Source organism: Mycobacterium lehmannii (assembly GCF_001499925.1).
In the GTDB taxonomy this organism is placed as follows: Bacteria; Actinomycetota; Actinomycetes; order Mycobacteriales; family Mycobacteriaceae; genus Mycobacterium; species Mycobacterium lehmannii.
Window position 1 is genome coordinate 122,246 of the sequence record NZ_LQIR01000012.1, and the last position, 11,803, is coordinate 134,048.

Here is an 11,803-nt window from a genome sequence, read left to right on the forward strand (position 1 = left end):
GGTGGGCACCGATAGCATGGTCGCGTCCTCGAGTCTGTTGACAATGAAACTGGAGAGTCACCGATGAGCGCCGCCACCAACCGCACCCCAGCAGCCCTGATCCGGGTCGCTGCCGGGACGACTGCGGGGGAGGCGGTGCGCGGGGCGGGCCTGCCGAGCCGGGGCGCATCCGACGCGATCGTCGTCGTCCGCGACGCCGAGGGCCGGCTGCGCGACCTGTCGTGGGCGCCCGACACCGACGTCGAGGTGACTCCCGTGGCCGCCGACACCGACGACGGCCGCAGCGTGCTCCGGCACTCCACCGCGCACGTGCTCGCACAGGCCGTGCAGGACCTCTTCCCGCAGGCCAAGCTCGGCATCGGTCCGCCGATCGCCGACGGGTTCTACTACGACTTCGACGTCGAGCGCGCGTTCACGCCCGAAGACCTCGCTGCGCTGGAGAAGCGCATGCGCCAGATCGTCAAGGAAGGCCAGCTGTTCTCCCGGCGCGTCTACGAGTCGAAAGACCAAGCGCGCGAAGAACTCGCCAACGAGCCTTACAAGCTCGAGCTGGTGGACGACAAGTCCGGCGACCCCGACGTGATGGAGGTCGGTGGCGACGAGCTGACCGCCTACGACAACCTCAATCCCCGTACCCGCGATCGTGTTTGGGGCGATCTGTGCCGCGGTCCGCATATCCCGACGACGAAGTACATCCCGGCGTTCAAGCTCACCCGCAGCTCGGCGGCCTACTGGCGCGGTAACCAGAACAACGCCAGCCTGCAACGGATCTACGGCACCGCCTGGGAGTCGCAAGAAGCGCTCGACAAGCACCTCGAGCTCATCGAGGAGGCGCAACGCCGCGACCATCGCAAGCTCGGCGCCGAGCTCGACCTGTTCAGCTTTCCCGACGAAATCGGTTCGGGGCTGGCGGTTTTCCACCCCAAGGGTGGGATCATCCGGCGCGAGCTCGAGGACTACTCGCGGCGCAAGCACATCGAGGCCGGCTACCAGTTCGTCAACACCCCGCACATCACCAAGGCCGAGCTGTTCAAGATCTCCGGACACCTCGATTGGTATGCCGACGGCATGTTTCCGCCCATGCACCTCGACGCGGAACTCGACCCCGACGGCACGGTGCGCAAGCCCGGCCAGGACTACTACCTCAAGCCGATGAACTGCCCCATGCACTGCCTGATCTTCCGGTCGCGTGGGCGTTCGTACCGCGAACTTCCGTTGCGGCTCTTCGAATTCGGCACGGTGTACCGCTATGAGCTCTCCGGCGTCATACACGGGTTGACGCGGGTGCGCGGGCTGACGATGGACGACTCGCACATCTACTGCACCCGCGAACAGATGCGCGACGAGCTGACCTCGCTGCTGCGCTTCATCCTCGACCTACTCGCCGACTACGGCCTGACCGACTTCTATCTCGAGCTGTCGACGAAGGACCCCGAGAAGTTCGTCGGCTCCGACGAACTGTGGGAGGAGGCCACCAACGTGCTGGCCGAAGTCGGCGCCGCCTCGGGGCTCGACCTCGTGCCCGATCCCGGCGGCGCGGCCTTCTACGGTCCGAAGATCTCGGTGCAGGTCAAAGACGCGCTCGGCCGCAGCTGGCAGATGTCGACCATTCAGCTGGACTTCAACTTCCCGGAGCGCTTCGAGCTGGAGTACACCGCCGCAGACGGATCGCGACAGCGGCCCGTGATGATCCACCGCGCGCTGTTCGGCTCGATCGAGCGGTTCTTCGGCATCCTCACCGAGCACTACGCAGGAGCCTTCCCGGCCTGGCTGGCGCCCGTGCAGGTGGTTGGCATCCCCGTCGCCGACGACCACGTTCCCTACCTGAACGGCCTTGCGACGCAACTGAAGATGAAAGGTGTCCGGGCTGAGGTGGACGCCAGCGACGACCGGATGGCCAAGAAGATCGTCAACCACACCAACCAGAAGGTGCCGTTCATGTTGGTGGCGGGGGACCGCGACGTCGAAGCCGACGCCGTCAGCTTCCGCTTCGGTGACCGCACCCAGATCAACGGCGTACCGCGCGACAAGGCCGTCGCCGCGATCACCGACTGGATCGCCAGCCGTCGAAACGCTGCTCCCACAGCCGAACTGCTCGAGGCGGGTACAGCCAAGTGAGCGCCGAAGAGCAAGCCGACAGCGGCATCGACGAGCACACGGTGGTCGACCGCGGCGCCGGCGACCCCGACCATCTGCAGCGGCTCTGGACGCCGCACCGGATGAGCTACATCGCCGAAGCGCCCATGAAGGGCGGGTCGGCGGGTTCGGGCAAGTCCCGCCAGCCGTTCACCGACATCCCCACGATGCCCGACGAGGAGGGACTGGTCGTCGCGCGCGGCGAGTCCGTCTACATCGTGCTCAACCTCTACCCGTACAACCCGGGGCACTCGATGGTGGTGCCCTATCGAAGGGTGTCGGAGTTGGAGGACCTCAATCCCGACGAGAGCTTCGAGCTGATCTCGTTCACGCAGAAGCTGATTCGCGTGATCAAGTCGGTCTCTCACCCGCACGGTTTCAATGTCGGGCTCAACCTGGGTCAGTCCGCTGGCGGCTCGCTGGCCGATCATCTGCACATGCACGTGGTGCCGCGCTGGAGCGGCGACGCGAACTTCATCACGATCATCGGCGGCTCGAAAGCGGTGCCGCAGTTGCTGCGTGAGACCCGTGAACTGCTGGCCACCGAATGGGCGAGACAGCAGTGAGCAACTTCTACCTGATGACCCGCGCGGCGTACGAGAAGATCAGCACGCCAATTGCCAAGGGTGCGCTGCGCGCGGGGTTCACCCCGGACAGCATCACGATCCTGGGCACCGCGGGGTCGGTGCTGGGGGCGTTGACGCTGTACCCGATCGGTCATCTGTGGTGGGGCTCGTTCGTCGTGTGGCTCTTCGTGCTTGCCGACATGCTCGACGGTGCGATGGCCCGCCAACGCGGCGGAGGCACCCGATTCGGGGCGGTGCTGGACGCCACCTGCGACCGCATCAGCGACGGCGCCATCTTCTGCGGGCTGCTGTGGTGGGCGGCGTTCGGGCTGCAGAGCGCATCACTGGTGGTCGCGACGGCTATCTGCCTGGTGACCTCGCAGGTCATCTCCTACATCAAGGCAAGGGCCGAAGCCAGCGGACTGTCGGGGGAGGGCGGTCTGATCGAACGTCCGGAGCGGCTGATCATCGTGCTGCTGGGCGCGGGACTGTCGGGTCTGTTCGGGGTGGTGTGGCTGCTGCACATCGCGATGTGGGTGCTCGCGGTGACCAGCTTGGTGACGCTGGGTCAGCGTGTGCACAGCGTGCGGACCTCCCCCGGAGCGATGGACCGGATCGCCAAACCCGACGCCACCGACGCGGGCGGGGACGAACCGGAGGCGGACGAGCCGTGACCACCAGCCCCTCGGGACCGTCGGCCATTGCCAACCCGCTGGGTGGCCGGTTGGCGGACTGGGGGTACGCGGCGGGCTGGCGGATGGTGCGCGCGATGCCGGAATTCGTCGCGCGCAACACATTTGATGCCGGTGCTCACTTCGCGGCGCGCGGCGGTGGTCCCGAACAGCTGCGCAAGAACCTGGCCCGTGTCGTCGGTGTACCGCCCGAGCAGGTGCCCGACGGCCTGATTCGTACTTCGCTTGCCTCTTACGCCCGATACTGGCGGGAGGCTTTCCGGTTGCCGACGATGGACCACGAGGCGATCGCCCGCGAACTGGTCGTCGACGACGTCGACCTGCTGTGGGCCGCGTTGGGCGCCGGCCGCGGCGCGGTCCTGTCCTTACCGCACAGCGGCAACTGGGACATGGCAGGGGTCTGGCTGGCTCAGAACTACGGCACGTTCACCACGGTGGCCGAACGCCTCAAGCCCGAGTCGCTGTACAACCGCTTCGTCGCGTACCGCGAGGGTCTGGGATTCGAAGTCGTCCCGCTGACCGGCGGTGACCGGCCGCCGTTCGAGGTGCTTGCCGAGCGGTTACGCGACAACCGGCCGGTATGTCTGATGGCCGACCGTGACCTCAGCCGCAGCGGGGTCGAGGTCGATTTCTTCGGCGAACCCACGCGCATGCCCGCGGGCTCGGCCAAACTCGCCATCGAGACCGGGGCGGCGCTGTTTCCGGTGCACTGCTGGTTCGAAGGCGATGGGTGGGGCATGCGGGTGTTTCCCGAGATCGACACGTCATCGAGCGACGTCACCGTCATCACCCAAGCGTTGGCTGACCGGTTCGCCCGCAACATCGCCGCCCACCCGGCCGACTGGCACATGATGCAACCGCAGTGGCTGGCCGACCTGTCGGCGGAGCGACGGGCGAGGCTGGAGGCCAGCCCGTGAGGATCGGCATGGTCTGCCCGTACTCATTCGATGTGCCGGGTGGAGTGCAGTCGCACGTGTTGCAGCTGGCGGAGGTGATGCACGGGCTGGGCCACCACGTCAGCGTCCTGGCGCCGTCATCGCCGGGCGCGCAGCTGCCCGATTACGTCGTCTCCGGCGGCAAGGCCGTGCCGATTCCGTACAACGGATCGATCGCGCGCCTCCGGTTCGGGCCGGCCACACACCGCCTGGTCAAGCGGTGGCTGGCCGACGGCGACTTCGACGTGCTGCACCTGCACGAGCCCAACGCCCCCAGCCTGTCGATGCTCGCCCTCAACATCGCCGAGGGCCCGATCATCGCGACGTTCCACACGTCGACCACAAAGTCGTTGACGCTGACCGTTTTCGAGCCGATCCTGCGGCCGATGCACGAGAAGATCGTCGGGCGCATCGCGGTTTCGGACCTGGCCCGCCGCTGGCAGATGGAGGCGTTGGGCAGCGATGCCGTCGTCATCCCCAACGGGGTGGACGTGGCGGCGTTCGCGTCCGCGCCGCTGCTCGACGGCTATCCCCGCCCGGGTAGGTCGGTGCTGTTTCTGGGCCGTTTCGACGAACCCCGCAAGGGCATGGCGGTGCTGCTGCGTGCGCTGCCCACGCTGGTCGAACGGTTCCCCGAGGTCGAGATCCTCGTCGTCGGCCGCGGTGACGAGGATGAATTGCGCGACGATGCCGGCGACCTCGCCTCGCATCTGCGTTTCCTCGGTCAGGTCGATGACGCGGCCAAGGCGTCGGCGATGCGCAGCGCCGACGTGTACTGCGCCCCCCACACCGGCGGCGAAAGCTTCGGCATCGTGCTCGTCGAGGCAATGGCGGCAGGCACCGCCGTGGTCGCCAGCGACCTGGACGCGTTTCGGCAGGTGCTCGACGATGGGAGGGCCGGCCGCCTCGTCCCGGTCGACGACGCGGCGGCGCTGGCCGAAGGGTTGATCGAGGTGCTCGCCGACGATGCGGTGCGCGAACGCTACGTCACCGCCGCGACCCACGCGGTCCGGCCCTACGACTGGTCGGTGGTGGCCCGACAGATCATGCGGGTGTACGAGACCGTCTCCGGGTCGGGCACCACGGTGACGGTCTCCGGCGGAGACAGCTCAGCCAAGGCCACGGCGACGGCGAGGACCAGGAAGGCGACCGGAGGCGTCCGGTGATCACCTGGATCGTCGTGATCGCGCTGGCGGTGCTGGCCGTGGTCATCCTGGCGGTCGGCGCGTGGGCGCTGCAGACCGCCAACCGGCTCGACCGGCTGCATGTGCGATACGACCTGTCCTGGCAGGCGCTCGACGGAGCATTGGCCCGCCGCGCCGTCGTCGCCCGCGCCGTCGCGGTCGATGCCTACGGGGACGGGCCGGAAGCCACCCGGCTGGCCGTGCTGGCCGACGCCGCCGAACGGGCCCCGAAATCTGCCCGCGAGGGCGCCGAGAACGACCTGTCCGCGGCGCTGGCCCAGGTGGATCCGGGGTCCGTGCCGCAGGCTCTTGTCGCCGAACTGGCCGACGCCGAAGCGCGGGTGGTGCTGGCCAGGCGATTCCACAACGACGCGGTGCGCGACACGCTCGCCCTGCGCGAACGGCCGGTGGTGCGCATGTTGCGGCTCGGTGGAACCGCCGCGTTGCCAACATATTTCGAGATCGTCGAACGGCCCGAGACGGTACCGGAGGGCGGTCGGAGGTGAGCTGGCGCACGTCGGCGCGGGTGGTTCTGCTCGACGAAGCCGGCGCCGTGCTGCTGTTTCGCGGTTCGGACCCGGCGCTGCCCGACGCACCGCGCTGGTGGTTCACCGTCGGCGGTGCCGTGGAGGCGGGGGAGGAGCTCGCTGCCGCCGCAGCACGGGAGGTCGGCGAGGAGACCGGTCTGCGGGTGGCCGCCGACGACCTGGTCGGCCCGCTGTGGCGCCGTCAGGCGGTCTTCGAGTTCGACGGTTCGGTGATCCGCAGCCAAGAGCTGTTCTTCGTGCACCGCACAACACGATTCGAGCCGACGATGGGCGGTCACACAGCGCTGGAACGGCGCATGATTCACGGCTACCGCTGGTGTGATGGGACGGTGATTCAAGAGTTGGTCGCCGGTGGCGAGACCGTCTACCCGCTGCAACTCGGCGAACTGCTCGATCAGGCCGCCGTTCTGGCCGACGGGCCGACCCGCCCCGCCAGGCCGACAGTGCAGATTCGCTGACGAGTCGTCAGCCGGCCACGATCAAATCGTGCGCCCCGGGCGCCCATGCCTTCTCGAAGACGTCAATGGGCACTTGTTCGCCGTCACCGTCCTCGCTCCCGCTGTCGGAGAGGTAGACGATTCCGGCCTCCGGGTCCACACCGCTCACGACGACGGAGTGGTCGTCGTCGGTGTGGCTGCCGTCCTCCGCCCAGATCGTCTCGGAGTTGACCCCCGCGATCAGTCGACGTCCGCTGTCGAGGTATGTGATGAGCGCGGGAATGCCGGTGGCCAAGCCGGTTTGGGCGGCCAGATCATCGTCGGTGGCGGTGGCGTTGACGCCGTAGTGCTTCAGGAGAAGCACCTGGTCGTCGGAGTCGGTTCCGTTGTCCGAGTTCGGATCGTTGGGATTGGGGGGTGTGTAGATCGGCCGGTCGCTGCCGGGACTCTTGAGGTTCGAGGCCACCGCAACGATTTCCTGCTCGGTGGGTGCCTTCCCAGTGCTCAGGCCCACGACGGTGGCGACCGCCATCAGCCCGCAATCCTGGAAGTTCTGCTGGCTCCAGTAATTGCTCGCTTCGTCTGGGTCACCGTGCATCTCCGTCGGAAGCATCGGACTCTCCGCGACACCGGGTGTCCCCACTGAGGCGAACGCGACCTCATGCGTGACGTCTACGGCCCCAACCCCCCAGACGCCCAGTGCTAGTGCGGCCACCAGCGATGTGAACCCGATGGGAGTGCTCTTCATCTGCCCGCTCCTGTCGTTGCCTGGACCCGGAATCAGCGGACAGCCAGTCGGCTCCCAGCTTCGCGCGGGCAGCTTATCGTCCACGGATCGCCGGCGTCAGAGCATCGGAGATGTTCAGCGGGGTGTGGGCACCCGATGGCGGCGGCGGCCGAATCGCGCGGCTTCAGGTCTCTCCCATGCAGCGTGGGTCACTGGGGCGCTGCTGGATTGTCGGCTATCGCCGGTGTGATGAGACAATGGCACCTGAACTGATTCCCGGTGGGGGAGCCGTCACGGCAGCGGTTCGCAAGTCACCGCCCGCGAACTGCGGATTCAATTGATTTGGCGGCCCCACTACACTGGATCGGTAGCAATTCGGAGGAGATAGCAGTGGAAACCGCAGCGAACGGCTCGCACCACAACGGCTCTGGCCATACCGGAACAGCCCGGGTGAAGCGCGGCATGGCCGAGATGCTCAAGGGCGGCGTGATCATGGACGTAGTCACTCCCGAGCAGGCCAAGATCGCCGAGGGTGCCGGTGCGGTGGCGGTCATGGCGCTCGAACGGGTGCCCGCCGACATCCGCGCCCAGGGTGGCGTCGCGCGCATGAGTGATCCCGACCTCATCGAAGGGATCATCTCGTCGGTCACCATCCCGGTCATGGCCAAGGTCCGCATCGGCCACTTCGTGGAGGCGCAGATCCTGCAGAGCCTCGGCGTCGACTACATCGACGAGTCCGAGGTGCTGACGCCCGCCGACTACACCCACCACATCGACAAGTGGAAGTTCACCGTGCCGTTCGTGTGCGGTGCGACAAACCTGGGCGAGGCGCTGCGCCGCATCACCGAGGGCGCGGCGATGATCCGCTCGAAGGGCGAGGCCGGCACCGGCGACGTGTCCAACGCGACCACCCACATGCGTCAGATCGGCGGTGAGATCCGTCGGCTGACGTCGCTGTCGGAGGACGAGCTGTACGTGGCGGCCAAGGAATTGCAGGCTCCATACGACCTGGTGGTCGAGGTGGCTCGGGCAGGCAAGCTGCCGGTGACGCTGTTCACCGCAGGCGGCATCGCGACCCCGGCCGACGCGGCGATGATGATGCAACTCGGCGCCGAGGGCGTGTTCGTCGGATCGGGCATTTTCAAGTCCGGCGACCCCGCAGCGCGCGCCGCGGCCATCGTCAAGGCCACCACGTTCTACGACGATCCCGATGTGCTGGCCAAGGTGTCGCGCGGGTTGGGTGAGCCGATGGTCGGCATCAACGTGGAGGGTGTCGCAGCGCCACACCGGCTCGCCGAACGCGGCTGGTAACCGGCCGAATGGCGATCGAACAGATCCTCGATCTCGAACAGCTCGAGGTCAACATCTACCGCGGAAGCGTGTTCAGCCCCGAATCCGGTTTCCTGCAGCGCACTTTCGGCGGACACGTGGCGGGCCAGTCGCTGGTGTCTGCGGTACGCACGGTCGACCCGACGTTTCAGGTGCATTCGCTGCACGGCTACTTCCTGCGCCCGGGCGATGCCAAGACGCCGACGGTCTACATCGTCGAGCGGCTGCGCGACGGGGGGTCGTTCATCACCCGCCGCGTCAATGCGATCCAGCACGGCGAGACCATCTTCTCGATGTCGGCGTCCTTCCAGACCGACCAGAGCGGAATCGAGCATCAGGACGCGATGCCGGTGGCGCCGCCACCCGACGACTGTCCGGGACTGACCGAGATCAAGGCGTTCGACGACGCGGGCTTCAACCAGTTCGCCGAGTGGGACGTCCGCATCGTGCCGCAGGAGAAGCTGACCCGGTTGCCCGGCAAGGCTTCTCAGCAGCAGGTGTGGTTCCGTCATCGCGACCCGCTGCCCGACGACTATGTGCTGCACATCTGCGCGCTGGCCTACATGAGCGATCTGACGCTGTTGGGTTCTGCGCAGGTGCACCACGCCGGGGAGCGTCAGCATCTGCAGGTCGCCTCGCTCGATCACGCGATGTGGTTCATGCGCTCGTTTCGCGCCGACGAGTGGCTGCTCTACGACCAGTCGTCGCCGTCGGCCTCCGGCGGCCGATCGCTGTGTCAGGGCAAGATCTTCAACCAGTACGGCGAGATGGTGGCGGCGGTCATGCAGGAGGGGCTGACCCGCTTCAAACGCGACCACACACCGTGAGCACTGCGCATGTCGGTGTCCTTGCGCTACAGGGCGACACCCGCGAACACCTGGCGGCGCTGCGCGAGGCCGGGGCGGAGGCGTCGACCGTGCGACGGGTGCGCGAACTGGAGGCCGTCGACGCGCTGGTGATCCCCGGCGGGGAGTCCACGGCGATGAGCCACCTGCTGCGCGAACTCGATCTGCTCGAACCCCTGCGGTCGCGCCTGGCCGACGGTATGCCTGCGTACGGCTCGTGTGCGGGGATGATCCTGCTGGCCTCGGAGATCCTGGATGCCGGGTCGGCGGGCCGGGAGGCCACGCCGCTAAAGGGGATCGATATGACGGTGCGGCGCAACGCGTTTGGTCGCCAGGTCGACTCGTTCGAAGACGACATCACCTTCGGCGGCGTCGACGGGCCGGTGCACGCCGTGTTCATCCGGGCACCGTGGGTCGAACGCGTCGGACCCGAGGTCGAGGTGCTCGCCGAGGCCGCCGGTCACATCGTTGCGGTGCGACAGGGCAACCGGCTCGCAACGGCGTTCCACCCGGAGATGACCGGCGACCGCCGCATCCACAAACTGTTCGTTTCGATGCTCTCCGAGTAGCGATTTGTGCACACTGAGGAGCGGTGAGCGCTCCTAGCGGTGCACAAATCGCCAGAAGGGCTAGCGGATTTCGAGACCCGTGACGGCGCGGCCGATCACCAGGCGCTGAATCTCGCTGGTGCCCTCGAAAATCGTGAAGATCTTGGCGTCGCGGTGCATGCGCTCGACCGGATACTCCCGGGTGTAGCCGTTGCCGCCGAGGATCTGGATCGCCTCATCGGTGACGTACACCGCGGTCTCGCTGGCCACCAGCTTGGCCATCGAGCCCTCGGCGTTCTCGAACGCCTTGCCGTTGCGCGCCATCCAGCCGGCCCGCCAGACCAGCATCCGGGCGGCGTCGATGCGGGCCTTCATATCGGCCAACTTGAATGCGATGGCCTGGAATTCGCCGATCTTGCGGCCGAACTGCTCACGCTGGCGGGCGTAGTCGAGCGCGTACTCATACGCGGCGCGAGCCACGCCGACCGCCATGGCGCCGACGGTGGGCCGCGTGCGCTCGAACGTCGCCAACGCGGCCTGGCTCTTGGCCCTCTTGCCCTCGCGCACCCGCGCGATGCGCTCCTCGAACTTGTCCCTGCCGCCGACGATCAGCCCGCCAGGAATGCGCACATCCTCGAGCACCACCTCGGCGGTATGCGATGCGCGGATGCCGTGCTTGAGGAACTTCTGTCCCTGCCGGAAGCCGGGGGTGTTCGGCGGGATGATGAACGTCGCCTGCCCGCGCGTGCCGAGTTCGGGGTACACCGACGCGACCACGATGTGCACCTCGGCGATACCGCCGTTGGTGGCCCAGGTCTTGGTGCCGTTGAGCACCCACTCGTCTTTGGCCTCGTCGTAACGGGCGCGGGTGAGGATGGCGCCGACGTCGGAACCGGCGCCGGGCTCCGACGAGCAGAACGACGCGACCTTCGGCTCGTTGACGGTGCCGAACATCTGCGGCAGCCATTCGCCCATCTGCTCGGGGGTGCCGTTGGCGGCCAGTGACGCCGCGGCCAGGCCGGTGCCCAGGATCGACAGCGCGATACCGGCGTCGCCCCAGAACATCTCCTCGAACGCGACGAGCATGCCCAGACCGGACGGTTCGCCGGCCTGCTCGGCGAAGAACTCCATCGAGTACAGGCCGACCTTCGCGGCCTCCTGGATGATCGGCCACGGCGTCTCTTCGCGTTCGTCCCACTCCGCGGCGGCAGGGCGGACGACGTCGGCGGCGAATTCGTGCACCCAGTCCCGGACGTGGACGAGATCCGGCGAGAGCTCAAGCGAGAAGGACATGCCGCTATCTTACTGCGGAGTAAGATAGCGACGAAGTATTGTGGCAGACCTAACAGCGCCGGCAGGACGGGAACGCCGCGATGACGATGGTCGAAGTCGAGCCCCAACCGCGCATCGACACCTTGGTCACGCTTGCCAATGGCGGTGACGCGCGGCGCACCGAGTACACCGGCACCGCCTGGTTCGACGGGAAACCCCTCGTGTCCGGTCTGGCGCTGCGCAGAGCACCGAACGCGCCCAAGGGCATCCGGACGCCGAACTTCTCGGCGTCGTTCTTCCTCCCCGACAGCCTCCCGTACAACCGGGCCACGCTGAGCAGCGCGACGTTGTCGGTGTCGGTCGTCCTGCAGGCCTCCGGCGAGATCGGCGCGATCGTCGACGCGGCCGTGACCTTCACCGACGACCCGTCGGGCGCACCGACGTGGCTGCAGCTGCACGTGCAGGGTCACATCGGCTGGCCGGCCGCCGTCGGCTACCGCGTCATCGCGCTGACGTCGCCCGACGCAGTTCGGTAGGGCGCAAACGTCCACGTAGACTCGTCGGGCGGACTCAGCGCACGAAAA

11 protein-coding genes and 1 pseudogene are annotated in these 11,803 nt (G+C 67.5%); 10 read left to right on the forward strand and 2 right to left on the reverse strand.

The window, feature by feature from the left end:
• Positions 1-63: 63 nt before the first annotated feature.
• The 6 genes and pseudogenes from thrS (at position 64) to AU192_RS08555 (ending at position 6,519) form a co-directional block, all read left to right on the forward strand.
• Positions 64-2,118 (forward strand): threonine--tRNA ligase, encoded by a 2,055-nt coding sequence (gene thrS / locus AU192_RS08530; RefSeq protein ID WP_064395352.1) that lies wholly within the window; start codon positions 64-66, stop codon positions 2,116-2,118.
• Positions 2,115-2,702 carry an ATP adenylyltransferase gene (locus AU192_RS08535; RefSeq protein WP_064395353.1) on the forward strand — a complete coding sequence of 196 codons (588 nt, stop codon included), beginning with the start codon at positions 2,115-2,117 and terminating at the stop codon, positions 2,700-2,702. Before thrS ends, AU192_RS08535 begins: the two co-directional genes overlap by 4 nt.
• A complete protein-coding gene (pgsA, locus tag AU192_RS08540; protein ID WP_064395354.1) occupies positions 2,699-3,376 on the forward strand; it encodes a phosphatidylinositol phosphate synthase in 678 nt (225 codons plus the stop codon). Before AU192_RS08535 ends, pgsA begins: the two co-directional genes overlap by 4 nt.
• Positions 3,373-4,311: a phosphatidylinositol mannoside acyltransferase gene (locus tag AU192_RS08545; protein ID WP_082694949.1), complete on the forward strand. Its 939-nt coding sequence runs from the start codon at positions 3,373-3,375 to the stop codon at positions 4,309-4,311. The genes pgsA and AU192_RS08545 overlap by 4 nt, the downstream gene beginning before the upstream one ends.
• Positions 4,308-5,495 carry a glycosyltransferase family 4 protein gene (locus AU192_RS08550; RefSeq protein WP_064395355.1) on the forward strand — a complete coding sequence of 396 codons (1,188 nt, stop codon included), beginning with the start codon at positions 4,308-4,310 and terminating at the stop codon, positions 5,493-5,495. The genes AU192_RS08545 and AU192_RS08550 overlap by 4 nt, the downstream gene beginning before the upstream one ends.
• A pseudogene (locus AU192_RS08555) lies at positions 5,495-6,519 on the forward strand (NUDIX hydrolase). Before AU192_RS08550 ends, AU192_RS08555 begins: the two are co-directional and overlap by 1 nt.
• Before the next feature lie 7 nt (positions 6,520-6,526).
• On the opposite strand, the gene AU192_RS08560 reads toward AU192_RS08555, so the two are convergent.
• Positions 6,527-7,246 carry a cysteine peptidase family C39 domain-containing protein gene (locus AU192_RS08560; protein ID WP_064395356.1) on the reverse strand — a complete coding sequence of 240 codons (720 nt, stop codon included), beginning with the start codon at positions 7,244-7,246 and terminating at the stop codon, positions 6,527-6,529.
• A 369-nt stretch (positions 7,247-7,615) separates the two neighbouring features.
• Here AU192_RS08560 and pdxS point away from each other — a divergent pair, with 369 nt between their 5' ends.
• Genes pdxS through pdxT form a run of 3 tightly spaced genes read left to right on the forward strand, consistent with a single transcriptional unit; the run spans position 7,616 to position 9,968 of the window.
• Positions 7,616-8,536 (forward strand): pyridoxal 5'-phosphate synthase lyase subunit PdxS, encoded by a 921-nt coding sequence (pdxS, locus tag AU192_RS08565; RefSeq protein WP_064417048.1) that lies wholly within the window; start codon positions 7,616-7,618, stop codon positions 8,534-8,536.
• An 8-nt stretch (positions 8,537-8,544) separates the two neighbouring features.
• Positions 8,545-9,381 carry an acyl-CoA thioesterase II gene (gene tesB, locus AU192_RS08570; protein ID WP_064395357.1) on the forward strand — a complete coding sequence of 279 codons (837 nt, stop codon included), beginning with the start codon at positions 8,545-8,547 and terminating at the stop codon, positions 9,379-9,381.
• Positions 9,378-9,968, forward strand: coding sequence for a pyridoxal 5'-phosphate synthase glutaminase subunit PdxT (gene pdxT, locus AU192_RS08575; RefSeq protein ID WP_064395358.1), 591 nt, complete (start codon positions 9,378-9,380; stop codon positions 9,966-9,968). The genes tesB and pdxT overlap by 4 nt, the downstream gene beginning before the upstream one ends.
• 60 nt (positions 9,969-10,028) lie before the next feature.
• Here pdxT and AU192_RS08580 read toward each other — a convergent pair whose 3' ends face one another.
• Entirely contained in the window at positions 10,029-11,240 is a 1,212-nt protein-coding gene (locus AU192_RS08580) for an acyl-CoA dehydrogenase family protein (protein ID WP_064395359.1), read from the reverse strand.
• 80 nt (positions 11,241-11,320) lie between these two features.
• Between AU192_RS08580 and AU192_RS08585 the strand changes: the two genes are divergently transcribed.
• Positions 11,321-11,755 (forward strand): hypothetical protein, encoded by a 435-nt coding sequence (locus tag AU192_RS08585; protein ID WP_064395360.1) that lies wholly within the window; start codon positions 11,321-11,323, stop codon positions 11,753-11,755.
• Positions 11,756-11,803 lie beyond the last annotated feature (48 nt).

Bases quoted from the DNA above. Each gene is read 5' to 3' on its own strand.
- thrS (WP_064395352.1), top strand. From the start codon at position 64: ATGAGCGCCGCCACCAACCGCACCCCAGCAGCCCTGATCCGGGTCGCT.
- AU192_RS08560 (WP_064395356.1), bottom strand. From the start codon at position 7,246: ATGAAGAGCACTCCCATCGGGTTCACATCGCTGGTGGCCGCACTAGCA.
- tesB (WP_064395357.1), top strand. From the start codon at position 8,545: ATGGCGATCGAACAGATCCTCGATCTCGAACAGCTCGAGGTCAACATC.
- AU192_RS08580 (WP_064395359.1), bottom strand. From the start codon at position 11,240: ATGTCCTTCTCGCTTGAGCTCTCGCCGGATCTCGTCCACGTCCGGGAC.
- AU192_RS08585 (WP_064395360.1), top strand. From the start codon at position 11,321: ATGACGATGGTCGAAGTCGAGCCCCAACCGCGCATCGACACCTTGGTC.